Genomic DNA, 17377 nt, shown 5'->3' with positions numbered 1-17377 from the left:
GGCGCGACATCCATGGGCGTGGCGCCGCTGGATTGCTTCGCTCCGCTCTCAAGGACGCCGAAGCCGCAGCTATCTCACCCGCCGCGCCGCCCGCCAGAGGCGCCACAGCCGCCGCCAGCGCGGCAGCTCCACGGGCGTGTTGAGCGGGTCGTAGGACGCCCGCTCCATGGCGGCGAGATAGGGCTCCACCAGGGCTACGGGCAGGAATGCCGCCCCGGCCGACGGCGCGATGGTCGGGCGCGCCGCCTCGAAAGCCTTCAGGTGCTGCCGGGCGAGGGCGCGGAGGTCGGCGCAGGCCCGGCGCAGGCCCGGCCCGCCGCGGCCCGTGACGATGTCCTCGCGGGTGACGCCGTAGCGGCCGAGGATGTCGGCTGGCAGGTAGACCTGCCCCGAGCGGGCGTGCCAGGGCAGGGCGCGCAGGAGCCCGGTGATCCCGTAGGCCACCCCGGCATGACCGGCCGCGCCCGCGCCGCCCGGCTCGGTACCGTTGGCGATCACGAGGCTCGCCAGCCGGAACAGGGCCGAGGCGGTCTCGCCGCAATACCCCTCCAGATCGTTCACCCGGGGCATCGGGTCCTCGTAGAGGTCGAACACACGGGCATCGATCAGATCGACGAAGGGCTGGCGCCCGAGGCGGTTCACCCGGATCGCCTCCTCAAGGGCGGCCGCCACCGGGTTGGCCCGCACGTCGCCCCGTGCCTCGCCCTGGAGGGCGTCGCGCCACCATTGCAGGCGGATCTCACCGGCCATGGGGGTCGACACCGCCTCGCGCACCCGCGCGACGGTCAGGCTGAAGGCGTAGAGCGCGAAGAGGTGGGGGCGGGCGGCGGCCGGGGCGAACAGGGTCGCGTAGTAGCGGTCCGGGTCGCCGGCCCGCACGAGATCCTCGCAGTGGGACTGCGCGAAGGCGAGCCCGGTCTCCGCCGTCTTGCCGTCGGCCTCCGGCATCAGGCCACCGCGATCAGCGCGGCCGCGACCTTGCGGTTCTCGGCCACGAGGATGTTGTAGGTGCGGGCGGCGGCGCCGGTCTGCATCACGTCGAGCCCGACGCCGAAATCCTTGAGCCAGCCCCGCAGCGCCGGGTCGATCGCCGCAATGTCGAGGCCGGTGCCGACGAGAAGCAGCTCGATCCCCGCCGCCTCGGCCTGGACCGGGCGGAGCGCCGTCCGATCAATCGCCCGAGGCTCGGTGACGTCCCAGGCGCGGACCCCCGAGGGCAGCATCAGGATCGAGCCGCGATGGGACATGCCGGCGAAGCGAAAGCCGCCATTGCCGTAGGTGTCGATGATGTGGCGGCCCGGCACGAAGCCGGACTCGAAGCTCTTCGGGGTCTCCCGCTCGGCCATGTCCGAAACAAACTACTCCGCCGGTTGCGGGACGCTCGACCGCTCGGCCGCCGCGCGGGCGCCCGAGAGCATCAGCCCCAGGTAGATCAACACCGGCGTCGAGATGAAGATCGCCGAGTAGGTGCAGATCACGACGCCGCAGAGCATCACCACGGCGAAGCCCTTGATCGCCTCGCCGCCGAACAGCACCAGCGCCAGCAGCGACAGGGACGACGAGATCGACGTCATCACGGTGCGCGACATGGTCGAGTTGATCGACAGGTTGAGCAGATCGACGGTGGGAATGGTCTTGTACCGGCGCATGAGCTCGCGGGTCCGGTCGAACACCACGACCGTTTCGTTGAGCGAGTAGCCCACGATCGTCAGGATCGCGGCGATCGAGGTCATGTTGAACTCGATGCGGGTGATGATGAACACGCCGACCGTCAGCACGATGTCGTGGAGGGTGCCGACGATGGCGCCGAGCGCCAGTTCCCGCTCGAACCGGAACCACAGGTAAAGCAGCACGGCCACGACCGAGAGCACGACGCCGAGCGTGCCGGACTGGACCAGCTCGCCGGAGACGCGCGGGCCGACGGTCTCGGTGCGGCGGAAATCGTAATCCTTGTCGAACGCGGCGTGCGCCTTGTTCATCACCGCGGTCTGGCCCTGCTCGCCGGGCTGGAGCGGCAGGCGGACAAGCACGGTGCCCTGGTTGCCGAGTTCCTGCACCTCCGGCTCGCCGAAGCCGAAGCCCGCGGCGGTGTGCCGGATCGACGCGACGTCGGCCGTGCCGGACTTCGCCTGCAGCTCGACCAGGGTCCCGCCCTTGAAGTCGATGCCGAAGTTCAGCCCGATCGTCAGGAACAGGGCCACCGTGGCGAGCGAGAGCAGCGCCGAGAGCGGGAAGGTGAAACGCCGGAATCGCATGAAGTCGAAATGCGATTCATCGGGCCAGAGGCGGAGCAGGCGCATGGTCGGTCTCGATAGGCGGGGCCGCTGTACGGTCTCGCTGATCCGCCGTCATTCCGGGCCGCCCGAAGGGCGAGCCCGGATACCAGAACCGCGGCCGCGCCAGGGCCGGCGCCGTCGGCGTGTCTGGATCCCGGGCTCTGCTGCGCAGCCCCGGGATGACAGGGTGGGCCGCCCGGTCGGGCGATCAGACGAGAGACGCTTCGCCAACCTCCTGAAAAAGCACTTGGGTGTGCGACGACCCCGTCGTCAGAACGGCAGGGCCTTGGGCCGAAAGGTCTTGTACCACACGGCGATCATCATCCGGGTGAGCGTCACGGCGGTGATGACCGTCGTCAGGATGCCGAGGATGAAGACCACGGCGAAACCCTTCACCGGGCCCGAGCCGAGGAAGAACAGGATCAGGGCGGCGATCGCCATGGTCGAGTTCGAGTCGATGATGGTGGCGAAGGCCCGGTCGAAGCCGGCCTGGAGCGCCGAGATGAGCGAGCGTCCGGCATGGCTCTCCTCGCGCATGCGCTCGTAGATCAGCACGTTGGAATCCACCGCGGTGCCGATGGTCAGCACGATGCCGGCGATGCCCGGGAGCGTCATGGTCGCCTCCAGCACCGACATCAGACCCAGGATCAGCCCGACATGGACCATCAGGGCGATGTTGGCGATGAAGCCGAAGGTGCCGTAGGTCGCGAACATGAACGCCACCACGAGGGCCGCCGCCACCAGGGTCGCGAGCTTGCCGGCCTCGATAGAGTCGCGGCCGAGACCCGGTCCGACGACGCGGCGCTCGACCACGGTGAACTTAGCCGGCAGCGCGCCGGCCCGGAGCAGCACCGATAGGTCGTTGGCCTGCTGGACCGTGAAGTTGCCGGTGATCTGGCCCGAGCCGCCGGTGATCGCCGAGCGGATCACGGGCGCCGACACCACCTCGTTGTCGAGTACGATCGCCATGCGGCGGCCGACATTCTCCGAGGTCGCCTGCCCGAAGCGCTGCGCGCCGCGCAGGTTGAACTTGAAGCTCACCATCGGCTCGTGGGATTGCTGGTCGAAGGCCGGCTGCGCGTCGGTCAGCTCGCCGCCATCGGCCATGACCCGGCGCTCGACCGGCACCTTGGCGCCCTTCTCGTCCTTCGACGGCAGCATGTCGACGTCGCCGGACGGGCTGTCGGCGAGCATCCGGAATTCGAGCTTGGCGGTTGAGCCGAGAAGCTTCTCCAGGCGCTCAGGATTCTGCTCGCCCGGCACCTGGATCAGGATCCGGTCGGCGCCCTGCTGCTGGATCGACGGCTCGGTCGTGCCGGTGGAATCGAGGCGGCGTCGGATGACCTCGATGCCCTGGCTCACCGCCCGGCGGGTCCGGTCGGTGATCCCGGCATCGGTCAGCGTCAGGCGGATCACGCCGCCGGGCTGCTCGGAGACGTCGAGGGTCCGGGCCGCCGTCTGGCCGAGCGACGTGGTGATCGGCAGCGACAGTTCCTGAAGCTTCGGCAGGACCTTGGCCCGGGCCGCGTCGTCCGCGACCTTCACCTGGACGCCGCGCTGGAGCAGGCCGATGCCGCCGTCGGCACGGACGTTCTCCTGCTGAAGCACCCGGCGAACGTCGTCGCGCAGGGCCTTGGCCTGGGAGGCGATCAGCTCGTTCTGGTCGACCTCGAGCAGGAGCTGCGAGCCGCCCTGGAGGTCGAGGCCGAGCACGATGGCCCGGGTCGGCACCACCCAGCTCGGGAACCAGGAGGGCAGGCTGGCGACGAAGCCCTTGCGCTGCTCGGGCGAGAAGAAGCTCGGCACGGCGAGCATCAGCCCCACCAGGATCAGGCCCAGCGTCGCGATGATCTTCGCACGGGAGAAGCGCAGCATCGGCCGTCTTTTTCTCTTGTGGGCCGGCGCGTTACGCCGGCCAGTTCAAACGGAAGCTCAGGCGGCCTTCACCGAGCCCTTGGCGCGGACCTCGGAGATCATCGTGCGGACCACGCGCACGCGGACGTTGGGGGCGATCTCCACCTCGATCTCGGCCGCGTCATCGGCCGCCTTGGTCACGCGCCCGACGAGGCCGCCATTGGTCACGATCGTGTCGTCCCGGCGCACGGACTTGAGCAGAGTCTGGTGGTCCTTGACCCGCTTCTGCTGCGGCCGCAGGATCAGGAAGTACATGATCACGAAGATCAGGACGAACGGGATCACCTGAAAGGCGATCTCCGCTCCGCCAGCGGCCGTACCGGCCCCTTGCGCGAAGGCGGGGGTGATCAACGAGCGTCTCCTGCAAATGGCGATCGGGCCTGCCGCCGGTTTTCGGCGTGGGCAGACCTGTCGAAAAGCGCGCGGACTATAGCCAGGGGCTTCCCGAAAGCAACGTCGAAGCGACGGGCATCGGCTGCGGCCTCACAGCAGGGCGCGCACCGCAGCCGCGAAGGCGTCGGGTGCCTCCTGGGGAAAGTTGTGGCCGACCCCCGCGACGATCTCACGCCGGTACGGGCCGGTGAAGCGGCGGGCCTCCGTGTCGGTCGCGGACGGCGGCGCGACGCCGTCGTCGGCGCCGAGCAGCACGATCGACGGCACGGTGATCGCCGGCTGGGCGGCGAGCCGGGCCTCGATCTCGACCAGCGCCGGATCGCTCGGCACCAGTCCGAAGCGGTGGCGGTAGGAATGCACCACCACGTCCACGAAGTCGGGATTGTCGAAGGACGGAGCGGTTTGCGCGTAGGTGTCCGCATCGAAGGCCCAGGTCGGCGACCAGAGCTGCCAGAGCAGGCGGCAGAACGCGTCCCGGCCGCTCGCGAGACCGGCGCGACCGCGCTCGCCGTGGAGGTAGTACTGATACCAGAGCCGGTGCTCCGCCTCGGGCGCAACGGGCCGCCCGGAGGCCGGGATGTTCTGGATGTTGTAGCCGACGCCGCAACTCACCAAGCCCCTGGCCCGGTCCGGCCAGAGCGCCGAGACCACGCAGGCCGCCCGGCCGCCCCAATCGTACCCGGCCAGCACGGCGCGCGCGATGCCGAGGGCGTCAAGGAAGGCCAGCAGGTCGGCCCCGAGCGCCGCCTGCTCGCCTGAGCGCGGGGTCGCCGGATCCAGGAACCGCGTCGGCCCGTAGCCGCGCAGATAGGGGACGAGGCAGCGAACCCCGGTGGCGGCGAGCCGCTCGGCCGCCGCGGTGCAGGCGCGGGCATCGTACGGGAAGCCGTGGAGCAGCACGGCGGGCGGTCCGTCCGGCGGACCGAATTCCAGATACGCAACGTCGAGGACGCCGGCCTGCACACGCTTCATGGATGATTCCCGCGATGCCGAGACAGGGATCCTAATCGCTCCTCGTGCAATTGCCGCACGCGCTTGCCGGCGCCGATCCGCGCCCGACCTTCCCGCGCGATCGACCAACACGACGGAGGAGTTTGATGAGCCTGCTTGACGGTGCGAAGAATCTGATCGGCGACGTCGCTGCTGCAGCCGACCGGGTCCTGGAGCAGACCGGGAGCGGCAAGCTAGCCCTGACGATGGCCAAAATCTATCCCGGCGGTCTCACTGCCTTCCTCGACCGCTTGCGAGAGGCCGGTCACGGCGACGCCGTCGCGTCCTGGCTGGCCTCCGGGGCGGGGCCGGAGGCGCGGCGGCCGGTGCCGGCGGCCGCCATCGCACGATGCCTGCCGGAGGGGGTCGCGGAGCGTCTCGCCTATGACCTGGGTGTGCCGGAAGGCCGCGTGGCCGTTGTCCTGTCGGAATTCCTGCCGGCCGCCGTGGCGGAGCAGAGCGAGAACGGGCAGCTGAAACCGCAGCCGAATTTCAGCACGCAGGTGCGATCAGCACCCGACGCTGCTTAAGGGGTCGGGCATTTCATCAGCGGCGGCGCGGTCGCGCAGCTCAGGTAGCAGGTCTGTTTCGCAAAGCAGAACCAGGAGAGCTCACCGCTCTTGAGGCAGGCCCCACCACAATGCCGGTACGTGCCGAAGAGCGGTCGGACAAAGACGACGTCGGTGAGAGGACGCGCCTCCGCGTGCCGGGTCGTCTCGGGCGGCGCCGCCGGTGCCGCACCCGACCAGACCGAGAAGACGACGTCGGTGAGAGGACGCGCCTCCGCGTGCCGGGTCGTCTCGGGCGGCGCCGCCGGTGCCGCACCCGACCAGACCGAGACAAGGAAGGGCAGGACCAGCGATCGGATCGGGATTCTCCCGACCGCGCGACCGTCGGACGTGTTGCGGGCCGTCATTCCGGGCCACGGCCGAATCTCTGTCGACCAAATTGCGGTTCACGGAGTCCGGTCGCGCCGCGGGTCTCTCGCTCTTCAGGCGATGTGCTCTAGTATCGCCGCCGACGTTGCACGACGGGAGACCCGCATGAGCCTGCTCAATTCCCTCGGGGAGATCGCGCTCAAGGCGTTGCCCGGCGTCATCCAGCAGGTTCTTCCCGGCGGTCTCAACGCGCTGGTCGATCAGCTCCGCCGCTCGGGCTACGAGAGCCAGGTCAATTCCTGGCTCGGCCGCGGACCGAATGAGCCGATCAAGGCGGAGGATCTGCGCAAGGTCCTCGACAACGATCAGGTCCGCCAGATCGCGCAGAAGCTCGGCATCCCGATGGATCAGCTGTTCCCGACGCTGGCACAGGCGCTGCCGGAGGCGGTGGACCGCCACAGCCCAGACGGCACCCTGCAGGCGCCGAAGGCCTGAGCGCGCCTGTTCTCGCGGCCGGTCGGGCGGAGACGCTTCGGAGATCGCGGCGACGGGTCTGCCGCCATTCCCGGGGTAATCGCTCCGGCAGCACCGTCTTTGCGAGCGGAGCGAGACAATCCAGTCGGCGCGACGATGCCTGAAGTCGCACTTCCCTGGGTCACTTCGCTGGGCTCGTGACGACGAGGAATACACCGCCCGCGGTCTTCAGCCGGAAACCGTCTGGATCCGGCATCCCCCGCGCCCTGGATCGCCGACGCGCAGCAATTCCGGTCGAGCCTGTGCCGCAGACGCGAACGGCGGCCCCTCTCGGGACCGCCGCCGGACACAGGCAGCTCCGCGCCGCTCAGTTGCTGGCGAGCTGGGACATCGGATCCACGGGCGAGCCGCCCTTGCGGATCTCGAAGTGCAGCTGCGGCGAGGTCACGTTGCCGGAGGCGCCGGACTTCGCGATCGTCTGGCCGCGCTTGACCTTCTCGCCGGGCTTCACGTCGATCTCGCCGTTATGGGCGTAGGCCGAGACGTAGCCGTTGGCGTGACGCACCAGCACGAGCTTGCCGTAGCCCTTCACGTCCGAGCCGGCATACGCGACCGTCCCCTCCTCGGCCGCCTTGACCGGCGTGCCCTCTGGCACGGCGATGTTGATGCCCTCGTTGCCGGAACTGCCGTAGCCGGCGATCACCCGGCCCTTGGCGGGCCAGCGGAAGCTCTCCGACGGCGTCGCGTCGGCCACGGAGCTGGTGGTGACGGGCTCGGACTTGGCCTGGGCCGGAGGCATCACCGCCGCAACCGGCTTCGGAGCTTCCTTGGCGGCGACCTTCTCGGCCTTCTCCGCGGCGGCCGCCTTCTGCGCAGCCTCCTTGGCGGCCTTGGCTTCCGCGAGCTTCTGCGCAGCCTCGGCCTTAGCGGCGGCCTTCGCCTCAGCCTTGGCCTCAGTCGCCTTCGCCTCCGCCTTCGCCCCAGCCTTGGCCTTCGCCTCGGCCTTCGGATCCGCCTTCTTCTCGTCGGCCTTGGCGACCTGTCCGGGGCGCACGTGCCGCGGCTTCTCGTCGTCCTTCGACGCGCTGTCCTTGCGGGACTTGGCCTCGGCGACCTTCCGGGCCGCGGCGTCGCGGGCGAGCGCCTCCTTGCGCTCCGCCTCCTTCTCAGCGGCGGCGCGCTTGGTCGCCTCTTTCGCGGCTTCCTTGGCAGCCTGCTTGGTCTCCTCGCGCTTGGCGTCCTCGCGCTTGGCGGCTTCCTTGGCCTCGTCGCGCTTCGCGGCGAGCTTGCTCTCGACCTGCTTGGCGTCCTCGCGCTTCTCCTCGGCCGCGCGGGCCGGGCGAGCGGTCATCGGGGCCGCGGCCGGGTTCATGCCGGAGGCGTTGTAGACCGGGATCACGAGCTGCCGACCCGGGGTGATCTGGCTGGCGCTGGTCAGGCCGTTGGCAGCCAGGATCGCCGAGGCGGGCACGCCGAAGCGGGTGGACATCTGGTTCAGGCTGTCGTTCTGCGACACGGTGATCTGCGTGCCGCCCTGAGCGCTCCAGCCGACCGGGCCGGTGGAGGCGACGCGGGTCGCGGGTGGGGCGGCGTGCGTCTGCGCCGGCGTGGCGGCCGCGACCGGGCGCGAGGCGCCGGGCGGGCTCAGCGCCTCCGACTGGATGCGGCCGGTGCGGATCGCGGGCACGGACTTGAGGCTGCCATCCGGCAGGCTCCCCGTAGCAGCAGGCTCCGACTCGAACGGGTTCGAGAAGGGGTTGCTCAGGCGCGACGCGTCCGAGGAACAGGCGGCGGCTGCACCGCCAATGATGCCGATGAGGGCGACCCGCGACAGCGTCCGCAACATCTGACCCGTACCGCGCACCCGCATCGACGCACCCGTTTGCCTGACGCAACTTGATGCGCCAATGAAGACGGATTCAGGTTAAGCAACCGTTCCCGTTCAGCATGTCTGCGACCGTGGCGCGAAGACTTCTTCGGCCTTTCGCGCAGCGCGCGGGATGATCCGAGGGGCCGCCTTCGTGCCTTTTCCGTCCCGGCCGGCACCCCACATCGAGGGGATGTTCACCATCCGCGCCGCCCGCGACAGCCTTGCCGATCTGCCCGCGATCGAGACCGCGCGCCTGTCGATCGCGGGACTCCGGACTGAGGATGCACAGGCCCTCCGTCGGCTAACGGACGATCCGGCGATCACCGCGGCGGTGGACTTCCTGCCGACCCCGTTCACCATCCAGGATGCCGAGGATCTGATTCGCAGCGGCTCCCGCGGCCAGGACCGCTTCCTCGGCGCCTGGACGCGGGAGACCGGCGGGACCGGGGCGCAGCAGGCGTCGGCGGGGCGCGACCTCGTCGGGGTGGTCGGAACGCATCTGCGCGGCGCCGGCGTGATCGAGATCGGCTACTGGATCGGCGGTGCCGCCCGCGGGCGCGGCTACGCCTTCGAAGCGGTCTCGGCGGTCATCACCTTCCTCGGCGGGCGATTCCCGGCACGCAGAGTCGTCGCGGAGTGCCGCCCGGCCAACGTCGCGTCCTGGGGCCTTCTGGAGAAGCTCGGCTTCCGCGATACCGGGGAGGAAGGCCACCGGCCGGGACGCCGCCTGCTCCGGCGATCCTGATCGCCGGAAGCGTCACGCAGGCCGCAGCACGCCCGCGCAGCGGCGGACGGTGCTGCTCTTGCCGGGGACCGACCGGCGCCAGAACATAAAAAGCCCTCGGCGGTGAGCCGAGGGCTTGTCCGGAACCGGCCCGAAGGCCGGCCGTCAGACCGGATCAGAAGGTGATGCCGGTCTCGACCATGTAGCGGTCCTGCGAGGTGCGGTTGCCGTCCCGGCCGAAGCCGGTGCCCAGCGTACCCTCCGCGAGGTTGCCGCGGGTGATGCCGCCGAGCTCGACGTGCGCGTACTCCACCCGGAAGAAGTAGCGATCGAACGTGAAGGTCGGCGTGACGGTGACTGAGAACGCGTTGCTGCCGGCCCCGAAGCCCAGCAGGTTCGTCCCGCCCGAACCCCGGACGCCCGTCTGCTCGGTGTACTCGATGCGGCCGGCCAGCGAGAAATTGTCGGTGAACGAGCAGGCCGCCAGCAGGGCGCCGCCATAGGTCGAAGCCGTGTTGCCGATCCCGACGCGCAGGTCGCGCTCGACATTGGTGAACTGGAAGTACGGCGAGATGATCCAGGGGCCGTTCGCGTAGGTGTAGTTGATGTTGAAGATGCCGCTGTTCTGCTGCGCGTTCGGCGTGGCGAACTGGTAGCGGGCGCTCCGGTCGAGGGCGTTGGTCCGGCCGACGTTCAGGCCGCCGTTGACGCCGATCGTGTTGTAGTCGTCGAGCTTGTAGGCGACGTTGCCGGTGAACCACGTGATCTCGTTGGAGAAGAACCCGTCGGTGCCGGCGAGGGAGACCGAGAGCGGGCCGCTGCTGTAATTGACCTGAACGCCCTGGTTGATGAAGTTCTCCTGCACGAACAGGAGGCCGCGGTTGATGTTCAGGTTCTGGTAGGTGAAGAGCAGCTCGGTGCCGATCAGGGTGAACATCCGTCCGCCCTGGATCGACCATTCATCGTTGATCTGAATCTTGCCGTAGGCGACCGGCACCGGGCCGAACAGCAGGTCCGTCTGCGTGAAGGTCCCGAGGGTCGGGAAGCCAAGCTGCGGGATCGAGTAGCCGCCGGCCTGGATGTAGAACTGGAACGCGCCCTCGGGCTTCTGGATGATGCCCTGGATGTTCGAGAAGTCGAATCGCGCGGACCGGTCGCGGTCGTTGGGGGCCGCCGGGGTCGAGAACGACGCGAACGGGTTGGTCTGCGTGTAGCCGTAGCCCGTGACGGCGCCGCCTACGTAAAGGTCGCCGAGCGGACCCGCGGCGAAGCAGGTCGGGTTCGGGTTGGCCTTGATCACGCCGCTATAGACCGGGCCGAGGAGCGTGGCCTTGCACGGTTCGGCGGGGGGCGGAACAGGCGTCGGAGCCGGGGCGGCCAGATCGGCCGCGAGGATGCTGGTCGAGGACAGCAGCACGGTGGCCAGGCCGGCCAGGGTGGATCGCTTCAGCATGGTGTCGCAGCTCGTTCGGGTTCGCTCACGGCCAAGCTGACATCGCGTTGCGTTTGACACAAAACTAAACATAGAGCATTTGCATATTTTTTGAGCAGATCGATATCCCTAACAACGATCGCTCAGGAAATGTGACTTTGCAGCCACATTTGCCCTGTCGGCCGCCTGCCTTGACTGCGAAGAGCACCGAACAGCTTGGCGAGACCTGTCCAATGCTGTCGCGTCAGGCCGCCGCACCGATCGGGTCGCAACGAAATCCTCCGAACTCATGGCGGGCCAATCGCTCGGCAAGAGCTGGAAGGAAGGTCGTTGCTTCCTCGGCGAGGCGCCAGGGCGGGTTGACGACGATCAGGCCGCTGCCGGTCAGACGCGTCGGGTCGTCGGGCCGGTCGATCAGCAGGTCGAGGCGCAGCGCCGGGCGGGGGAGGGCAGCGTCGAGGTCCCGGACCATCCGTTCGAGGGCGGCGGCGTCCTTGATCGGGTACCAGGCCAGGAACAGGCCGGTCGGCCACTTCGCCACCGCCCGGACGAGGTGGGCCCCCAACCGCTCAATCTCGCCGGGGACCTCATAGGGCGGATCGATCAGCACGAGGCCGCGCCGCTCGGGCGGCGGAATTTGGGCGTTGACCGCGATCCAGCCGTCAAGGTTCAGCACCTTCGTGCGCGTGTCGCGCTCGTAGCGCGCCCCGAGGGTGACGGCATCCGCCGGATGCAGCTCGACGAACACGCCCTTGTCGCCGGGGCGGAGCGCCTCGCGGATGATCGCGGGCGATCCGGGATACGCGGTCGCCCCGTAGCGTGCCTGAACCGCCGCCACCGCCGCCCGGTAGGGCGCGAGCAGCGCCTCGACGTCCGACGCGAAGGGCGTATCCATCCGGCCCCAGCCGTCCCGCCACTCGCCGGTGCGCGACGCCTCGTCGGCCTCCAGGTCGTAGATGCCGAGACCCGCGAAGGCGTCCAACGCCCGGAACGGCTTGTCCTTGAGGCGCAGGTGGTCGAGCACGCGCGCGAGCACGAGATGCTTGAGGACGTCGGCGTGATTGCCGGCGTGGAAGGCGTGCCGATAATTCATGGAGACGCGCTGAAGCCGATCCCGCGTCTCGGGTCCAGCGCCGCGCGCCGAAACCGCCGAAAAATCTCAGCGCGCGGCGTCGAGGGTGATCTCCGGCGCGCGGCAATTGGCGCGGGCGACCTCGGGGCAGGGGGTGAAGCCGCGCAGGTCCTTGCCGAAGCAGATCCGGACCTCCTGCAGCTGGCCGCGCGTGCAAGTGACCGCCATCATGTCGGGACGCAGGCCGCGATTGGCGGCCACGAATTGCCGGGCGATCTCGATGGGCGCCAGATTCTGCGTCGGGCCGCCGCCCTTGAGGCTCTCCGGGATCGTCACGGCGAGCCGGGCCTCCCGGGCCGCGTTGAAATAGGCGGCCGGGTCGAGCCCCGAGCAGGTGCCGTGCTTGCGCCACTCGTAGCGGGCGAGGCCTTCGCTCGGATAGACCTGCCCGGCCACCTCGATCGCCTGCCGGGTCGGCTGGCGCGCGACCGCCGAGCAATTCTCGGGATAGCCGCGCGCATATTGCGGCCACAGCCCGTGCAGGACGAAGCCGAGACCCCGCCCCGGCGCGCACTGGACATCGTCCCGGCGCTCGCCCGCCCCGGCGCAATAGGTCGGCGACCACGACAGGGCCAGCACGTAGAAGTCGAAATCGCCGGGCGAGCCCCGCCGGGCGAAGCCGCCGTAATCCTGCGCGGCGGCCGGGCCGGCGAGCAGCAGGCCGGCGAGGCAGGCGGCGAGGCCGCGCATGATCAGGGCCGCGCCATCCGGCAGGCCGTCGCGTAGGCGTAGGCCAGGTCGCGGTCGAGGCCGTGGACGCAGAATTCCACGCCCCAGGTCGCCCCGATGATGCCGAGGCTCTCGCGCACGGAATAGTCGACCTTCCGGCGCAAGCCGTCCGACGTGGTCACGGTCGCGGTGCAGAAGCGCCGGGGATAAGTGTCGAGCCCCCAGGGCCGCCAGGCGGTGCGCTCGATCCTGTCGAACGAGACGATCGTCATCGACGAGTTCCAGAACTTCGCCTCCTTCTCGGCGAAGTTGGTCGAGACCCGTTCCAGCACCGACGGGTCCTGGCAGCCGGGGATCTGCGCGTCGAATGGAAATTCCCGCTCCTCGGCGGGCTCGATATCCTCGCGCGCCGAGCGGGCGAGGGCCGGCTGAGCGAGGTGGAGGAGGGCCAGCCCAAGGGCGAGGCCGTTCAGGATCGGGCGCATGGCGCGAGTCTCGGCGGGTGTGCGGTCCAGCATCCCGGAACGATGGCCCCGCAGACCCGCCAGTCAAGCGTCAGAGGCTCAAGGGCCGCCGTTGGGCCGTCGTTTGGCGGAGGGTGCGGCGCGGCCGCTACACTGGGCCGCCGGATCCGATGCGAAGGCCGAACCAGCCCGCGCTCTGTCAGCTCAGGCGGCGGACCGCGTATCGATAGCGGCGGCCGTGCGCGTCCAGAAGCTCGCTGTCAGGGCCTTCCTGCCAGACGACCTCGTCGTCGGGTCGCGCGGCGTTGGTCAGGGTCGCGCCGCGGACGATGTCGAGGCTGAGGCCGAAACCATAATTGGTGGCGGTCGCGTCTGTGATCGCGGCCGTGATGTCGGCCTCGTCGGGCAGGCAGGCGAAGAGGACGCCGTCGGCAATTGCGAGGGTGTAGGTTTGCACGAATGGGCTCCAGCGAACGCGACGGGCATGGACCAGCATGCGAGCGCCCGAACCTAGGCATCACGACGGGGATGTGAACCCTTCGGATCGCGATGCTGCATTGCACCATTTCGTGAGCGCAAGCTCGGCGCAAGCCCGCCGAGCTGTTCGCGCGAGACCGGGAGGACAACAACGCCGACAACAGCCCGGGTCAGGATTCGAGGCCCGGGAGGACGGCCGGCTTCTCAGGTGCGACCACGACGGTCGCCGGCACGGCGCCGTCGCCCGCCAACGCATCCGCAACCGCCTCCGGTGCGATCGGCGTGTCGACCGCGTCACCGTCAGAGCCCGGCGGCCCCGGAATGATCCGGGCCGTCTCGCGACGCGGCCCGGTCTCGGCGTCGGCGGCGTGCTCGTCGGCGACGCCGGCCACGGCCTCAGGCGCGATCAGGCCGAGGGATGCCGCGTGCTCGGCCACCGCGACGCTGTCGGCCGCGAGAACCAGGCTCGAGCCCGCCCGGGCCACGGCTCCGGCGAGCCGGACGATCTCCTCGATTCGGCCGGCGTCGCGCGAGACGTTGCGGATATACACCGCCAGCACCCGCCCCGGATTCTCCTCGACGATCTGCGCGTAGACCTCCGGATCGTGCTGGCCGCTGTCGCCGATCAGCACGAAGGGCAGGTCGCGATAAAGGGCGAGCATGTGCCGGATCAGCGCCTGCTTGTGGTCGGTCGCCCGGCGCGGCAGCGGGTGCATCCATGAGAGTCCCCATTCCCGCAGGAACAGCACCGGCCCCGCCGGGATGCCGTGGCGCTGGAAGAACTCGGACAGCATCTCGTAGAGGCCCCAGGGCGCGCGGGAGACGTAGAGCATGGGGTTGCCCTCGTCGCCGCTGGCCCCGGTATGCAATGCGCGGTAGAGGGCGGCGACTCCGGGAAACGCCACGCGACTCTCGGCGTCCTCGACGAACAGCCGCCACAGCATCTTCAGCTTGTTGGCGACGCCGGTGCGCATGACCGTGTCGTCGATATCGCTCACGACGACGTACCGGCAGCCAGTGGGCGGAATGAACACTGCGCCCTGGGCCGGGATCGGCGGGTCCGCCTCAAGCACGAGATCGACCCCATGCCACTCACCTGCGCCGGTCGGGAGGCCGCGGGGATGCAGGTTCAGACGGAAGTAGCCGTCGCGGTCGGTCTCGACTCGGGCGGCATCACCGCCGAACCGAGCGGTGACGGCGGCACCCGCCACCTTCCGCCGGGCGATGCGGCGGCGCAGGTCCCGCCACTGGGCCCGCAGGGATTCGGGATCCTCGCCGGGTATGCCGGCCGATTGCCGGAAAACCCGGCCGATCAGGAAGATCTCGTCATGCGAGCCGTAGCCGCGGTAGGGCTCGACCACGAGCCCACCGCGGCCCTTGCCGCCATAGCCCTGCGCGCGCCGGACCGGCCGGATGAGAACCCGCAGCGCCTTGGTGGCGCCCCTGCGCACGCGTGAGGCCATCGCATCCGCGACCCTTACGGCCGCTCAGGCCTGCGGCAGTTCGGGGCTGAGCCCCAGCGCGTCGAGACCCTCTTCGAGCATGTCACCCGCGATCGGCGAGCCGAGCAGGGTCTTCACCGTGCCCTCTCCGGCAGCCTCGCGTTCCCGGGCAAAGCGCACCGCCTCACCCCATTCCTCAGGCTCCATGTCGCCGCGCCCGACATAGAACAGGGCCAGCAGCTCCGCGCGGGAATCGTCGTCGAGCCCAGCGATGAAGCTGCGAACCTCCGATTCCGTGGCATCGTCGGTGCCCGAGATCAGCACATCCGTGGCTCCGTCATCGATCGGGTTCGAGCCCGAATCCGGATCGGTGTTGCCTTCCTTCACCTCGATGGCGCGCAGCCTCATGACGATGTCGATGACGGTTTCGACGGCGATATCCATGCGTGGGTCTCCGAACGCTGACGGGGTCGGGCCGATCGGGCCCTCAAGCCGCGACAACGGACGAGCGGGGCAACGGGTTCGCCGCCTTCCCCATCGAAGGCGGGCTGCGTGGTCCGCGCCCCTTCCCGGCTCAACAACCTTCCGCTAGAGGCTGCGAGACTTCTTCGACACCCGTGTCAACATCGGCGATAGACGTGGATTCTTCAAAGAGTACCGAAGCGTCGCCTGCCGATACCGTCGAACCCGCATCACGCGACGTCCAGTCCCGGGGCGGCGCGCCGCGCGCGCTGCTGGCAGCCGGATCCGCACTCTGCGCCCTGACCGCGCTCGCGTCGGTCTCACCGCAGCCCGCCGCTGCCCGCCCCACCACCTACGAGGGCAGCGCGCCGAGCTGCTTCATCACCGGCGGCGGCAACCTTGAGATCTGCCGCGAAGGCTCGGAGGCCGAGGGCGTCCTGATCTCGCCGGCCCCCTGCGCGTTCGTCCGCGGCGTCCAGATCCTGCGGCTCGGGCGGTCCGAGGCACCCGGCCCGCTGCAGGCGATCTTCCAGGGCCAGACCCCGATCGCGTCCCGCCGCCGCGACGAGCCCTGCCCGGAGCGGCGCGCCACCGACAGTCGCGACGGCGGCTCGCTGCGCACAGGCCGTAACCTGGAAGCCCTCGCGACGACGCTGCCGCCCTCCGCCGACCGGTTCTGGGTCGATCTGCCGGAGGAGCGGGCGCAGACCCGCGGCTGGTCCGAGCCGACGCCCTCGGCCGAGGGGATCGGCCCGCGCGATCCGATCGCCATCTCAGGCCGGGATTGGGCCGGGGAAGCCTACAGCTACGTCTTCCTGCTCGGGCAGGAGCGGGTAGGTGCCGCGGCTCCGGGAAACGACGCGCCGGAGAGGCGTCGGCGACGCGGCCGCCGGCAGGCCGAGCCGGACGACGGCGGCGCGGGCCCGGCCGATGTCCGGCGCCGCGTGCAGATCGAGGCCCGGACCCTCGACTTCCAGACCTTCGAGATCCGCACCCGCACCCCTGACGGGTACGGCCTGACCTGGACGCCGTTCGAGGCCGGCTCGGGTCGCGGACGGAGCGATCCGCCCACCCCGGCCGCGGTGATCGACGAGACCGGGAAGTCGGTGGCCTCGGCCTGCACGGCGCCGGCCTTCGAGACGCACGGCCTCGCCGGCTCGATCAGCATCGTCGATCGCACCTACCACTACATCTACACCGACGTGCTCCCTGAGGATTGCGGCCTCGCGCCCGAGAAGCGCCGCACCGCGCTCTACCTCCGCACGGCCCAGGACTTGGCGGGGCCAAAAGTCTGGTCCGCGGCACGGAAGCTCGCCGGTCCGCTGCCGCCCGGGACCCTCGTGCGAATGGCGCGCGGCAAGGGCATGCAGCGCTGGGCGATTGCCTATACCTGCCAGCGCCCGGCCAATGCCCCCGGCGGCCCGGTCGCCGATATCTGCCTGCAATACACGGTCGACATGAATCTCGACGGGATCGGTGCCCTCAAGCTGTACGCCGATCCCGTGGAGGCCGGTCGCTCGCCGGCCTATCTCGGGCTGCGCTCGGGCGGCGACGGCAGCGGTCGCTACGACCGGAGCGCGCATTTCTGGATGACGGATGCGGAGGGCAACCTCGACACGCCGTCGATTTACCCGGGCAAGGCCGGTTTCCTGACCTGGCTCGACCGGCTGGCGCCGACCGCCGCGGGCCGCGACACATCGAGCCTCTACGGCCGCCCGGTCTATTGGGCGACGTGGACGGTGCGCCGGATCGACGCGCAATAAGCCGCGGGACTCGCTAT

19 protein-coding genes are annotated in these 17377 nt (G+C 69.9%); 4 read left to right on the top strand and 15 right to left on the bottom strand.

The genetic code is table 11. From position 1 onward, the window contains the following. Positions 1-69 precede the first annotated feature (69 nt). From ABIE45_RS24470 to ABIE45_RS24445, 6 genes are all read right to left on the bottom strand, one after another. Positions 70-948, bottom strand: coding sequence for a phytoene/squalene synthase family protein (locus ABIE45_RS24470; RefSeq protein WP_192708909.1), 879 nt, complete (start codon positions 946-948; stop codon positions 70-72). After that, complete coding sequence (locus tag ABIE45_RS24465; RefSeq protein WP_192708908.1) at positions 948-1346, bottom strand: MTH938/NDUFAF3 family protein; 399 nt, start codon at positions 1344-1346, stop codon at positions 948-950. Before ABIE45_RS24465 ends, ABIE45_RS24470 begins: the two co-directional genes overlap by 1 nt. Positions 1347-1358: 12 nt before the next feature. Beyond that, entirely contained in the window at positions 1359-2300 is a 942-nt protein-coding gene (gene secF / locus ABIE45_RS24460) for a protein translocase subunit SecF (protein WP_192708907.1), read from the bottom strand. Between the two features lie 246 nt (positions 2301-2546). Beyond that, positions 2547-4151 carry a protein translocase subunit SecD gene (secD, locus tag ABIE45_RS24455; protein ID WP_192708906.1) on the bottom strand — a complete coding sequence of 535 codons (1605 nt, stop codon included), beginning with the start codon at positions 4149-4151 and terminating at the stop codon, positions 2547-2549. 57 nt (positions 4152-4208) lie between these two features. Further along, positions 4209-4541, bottom strand: a complete 333-nt coding sequence (yajC, locus tag ABIE45_RS24450) for a preprotein translocase subunit YajC (protein ID WP_192708905.1) — start codon at positions 4539-4541, stop codon at positions 4209-4211. 132 nt (positions 4542-4673) lie between these two features. After that, a complete protein-coding gene (locus ABIE45_RS24445; protein ID WP_192708904.1) occupies positions 4674-5555 on the bottom strand; it encodes an alpha/beta fold hydrolase in 882 nt (293 codons plus the stop codon). Positions 5556-5680: 125 nt separating this feature from the next. On the opposite strand from ABIE45_RS24445, the gene ABIE45_RS24440 reads away from it, so the two are divergent. Next, positions 5681-6103 (top strand): YidB family protein, encoded by a 423-nt coding sequence (locus ABIE45_RS24440; RefSeq protein ID WP_192708903.1) that lies wholly within the window; start codon positions 5681-5683, stop codon positions 6101-6103. Here the strand turns inward: ABIE45_RS24440 and ABIE45_RS24435 are convergent. Further along, on the bottom strand, positions 6100-6489 hold the full coding sequence (locus ABIE45_RS24435) for a hypothetical protein (RefSeq protein WP_192709084.1): 390 nt from the start codon (positions 6487-6489) through the stop codon (positions 6100-6102). The genes ABIE45_RS24440 and ABIE45_RS24435 overlap by 4 nt on opposite strands. Positions 6490-6616: 127 nt before the next feature. Between ABIE45_RS24435 and ABIE45_RS24430 the strand changes: the two genes are divergently transcribed. Further along, positions 6617-6946, top strand: a complete 330-nt coding sequence (locus ABIE45_RS24430; protein WP_209578375.1) for a YidB family protein — start codon at positions 6617-6619, stop codon at positions 6944-6946. Positions 6947-7292: 346 nt separating this feature from the next. On the opposite strand, the gene ABIE45_RS24425 is transcribed toward ABIE45_RS24430, so the two are convergent. After that, a complete protein-coding gene (locus ABIE45_RS24425) occupies positions 7293-8795 on the bottom strand; it encodes a peptidoglycan DD-metalloendopeptidase family protein (protein ID WP_192708901.1) in 1503 nt (500 codons plus the stop codon). A 190-nt stretch (positions 8796-8985) separates the two neighbouring features. On the opposite strand from ABIE45_RS24425, the gene ABIE45_RS24420 reads away from it, so the two are divergent. Then, the gene (locus tag ABIE45_RS24420) at positions 8986-9540 is read left to right on the top strand and encodes a GNAT family N-acetyltransferase (RefSeq protein WP_192709068.1); all 555 of its coding nucleotides are present in this window, start codon (positions 8986-8988) and stop codon (positions 9538-9540) included. Between the two features lie 154 nt (positions 9541-9694). Here the strand turns inward: ABIE45_RS24420 and ABIE45_RS24415 are convergent, their stop codons facing one another. From ABIE45_RS24415 to ABIE45_RS24385, 7 genes are all read right to left on the bottom strand, one after another. Beyond that, positions 9695-10972, bottom strand: a complete 1278-nt coding sequence (locus ABIE45_RS24415; protein ID WP_192708900.1) for a porin — start codon at positions 10970-10972, stop codon at positions 9695-9697. A gap of 223 nt (positions 10973-11195) precedes the next feature. After that, positions 11196-12044 (bottom strand): 23S rRNA (adenine(2030)-N(6))-methyltransferase RlmJ, encoded by an 849-nt coding sequence (locus tag ABIE45_RS24410; protein WP_192708899.1) that lies wholly within the window; start codon positions 12042-12044, stop codon positions 11196-11198. 66 nt (positions 12045-12110) lie between these two features. Then, positions 12111-12773 (bottom strand): ribonuclease T2, encoded by a 663-nt coding sequence (locus ABIE45_RS24405; RefSeq protein WP_192708898.1) that lies wholly within the window; start codon positions 12771-12773, stop codon positions 12111-12113. A 2-nt stretch (positions 12774-12775) separates the two neighbouring features. Then, the gene (locus ABIE45_RS24400; RefSeq protein WP_192708897.1) at positions 12776-13237 is read right to left on the bottom strand and encodes a hypothetical protein; all 462 of its coding nucleotides are present in this window, start codon (positions 13235-13237) and stop codon (positions 12776-12778) included. Between the two features lie 178 nt (positions 13238-13415). After that, a complete protein-coding gene (locus tag ABIE45_RS24395) occupies positions 13416-13673 on the bottom strand; it encodes a hypothetical protein (RefSeq protein ID WP_192708896.1) in 258 nt (85 codons plus the stop codon). Between the two features lie 190 nt (positions 13674-13863). After that, positions 13864-15156 (bottom strand): phosphatase domain-containing protein, encoded by a 1293-nt coding sequence (locus ABIE45_RS24390; RefSeq protein ID WP_192708895.1) that lies wholly within the window; start codon positions 15154-15156, stop codon positions 13864-13866. Between the two features lie 24 nt (positions 15157-15180). Then, positions 15181-15579 carry a DUF3775 domain-containing protein gene (locus ABIE45_RS24385; RefSeq protein WP_192708894.1) on the bottom strand — a complete coding sequence of 133 codons (399 nt, stop codon included), beginning with the start codon at positions 15577-15579 and terminating at the stop codon, positions 15181-15183. 194 nt (positions 15580-15773) lie between these two features. Here ABIE45_RS24385 and ABIE45_RS24380 point away from each other — a divergent pair, with 194 nt between their 5' ends. Then, complete coding sequence (locus tag ABIE45_RS24380) at positions 15774-17360, top strand: hypothetical protein (RefSeq protein WP_373622603.1); 1587 nt, start codon at positions 15774-15776, stop codon at positions 17358-17360. The last annotated feature ends 17 nt before the right edge of the window (positions 17361-17377 follow it).

It is taken from the genome of Methylobacterium sp. OAE515, from assembly GCF_041806315.1.
Taxonomy (GTDB): domain Bacteria; phylum Pseudomonadota; class Alphaproteobacteria; order Rhizobiales; family Beijerinckiaceae; genus Methylobacterium; species Methylobacterium tardum.
The sequence above is the reverse complement of the archived record's forward strand: the minus strand, read 5'-3'. Positions and strand labels throughout refer to the sequence as shown.

Coding starts and splice junctions, on each gene's coding strand:
- ABIE45_RS24470 (WP_192708909.1), bottom strand. CDS start 948: ATGCCGGAGGCCGACGGCAAGACGGCGGAGACCGGGCTCGCCTTCGCG.
- ABIE45_RS24465 (WP_192708908.1), bottom strand. CDS start 1,346: ATGGCCGAGCGGGAGACCCCGAAGAGCTTCGAGTCCGGCTTCGTGCCG.
- secF (WP_192708907.1), bottom strand. CDS start 2,300: ATGCGCCTGCTCCGCCTCTGGCCCGATGAATCGCATTTCGACTTCATG.
- secD (WP_192708906.1), bottom strand. CDS start 4,151: ATGCTGCGCTTCTCCCGTGCGAAGATCATCGCGACGCTGGGCCTGATC.
- ABIE45_RS24445 (WP_192708904.1), bottom strand. CDS start 5,555: ATGAAGCGTGTGCAGGCCGGCGTCCTCGACGTTGCGTATCTGGAATTC.
- ABIE45_RS24440 (WP_192708903.1), top strand. CDS start 5,681: ATGAGCCTGCTTGACGGTGCGAAGAATCTGATCGGCGACGTCGCTGCT.
- ABIE45_RS24435 (WP_192709084.1), bottom strand. CDS start 6,489: ATGACGGCCCGCAACACGTCCGACGGTCGCGCGGTCGGGAGAATCCCG.
- ABIE45_RS24430 (WP_209578375.1), top strand. CDS start 6,617: ATGAGCCTGCTCAATTCCCTCGGGGAGATCGCGCTCAAGGCGTTGCCC.
- ABIE45_RS24425 (WP_192708901.1), bottom strand. CDS start 8,795: ATGCGGGTGCGCGGTACGGGTCAGATGTTGCGGACGCTGTCGCGGGTC.
- ABIE45_RS24420 (WP_192709068.1), top strand. CDS start 8,986: ATGTTCACCATCCGCGCCGCCCGCGACAGCCTTGCCGATCTGCCCGCG.
- ABIE45_RS24415 (WP_192708900.1), bottom strand. CDS start 10,972: ATGCTGAAGCGATCCACCCTGGCCGGCCTGGCCACCGTGCTGCTGTCC.
- ABIE45_RS24410 (WP_192708899.1), bottom strand. CDS start 12,044: ATGAATTATCGGCACGCCTTCCACGCCGGCAATCACGCCGACGTCCTC.
- ABIE45_RS24405 (WP_192708898.1), bottom strand. CDS start 12,773: ATGCGCGGCCTCGCCGCCTGCCTCGCCGGCCTGCTGCTCGCCGGCCCG.
- ABIE45_RS24400 (WP_192708897.1), bottom strand. CDS start 13,237: ATGCGCCCGATCCTGAACGGCCTCGCCCTTGGGCTGGCCCTCCTCCAC.
- ABIE45_RS24390 (WP_192708895.1), bottom strand. CDS start 15,156: ATGGCCTCACGCGTGCGCAGGGGCGCCACCAAGGCGCTGCGGGTTCTC.
- ABIE45_RS24385 (WP_192708894.1), bottom strand. CDS start 15,579: ATGGATATCGCCGTCGAAACCGTCATCGACATCGTCATGAGGCTGCGC.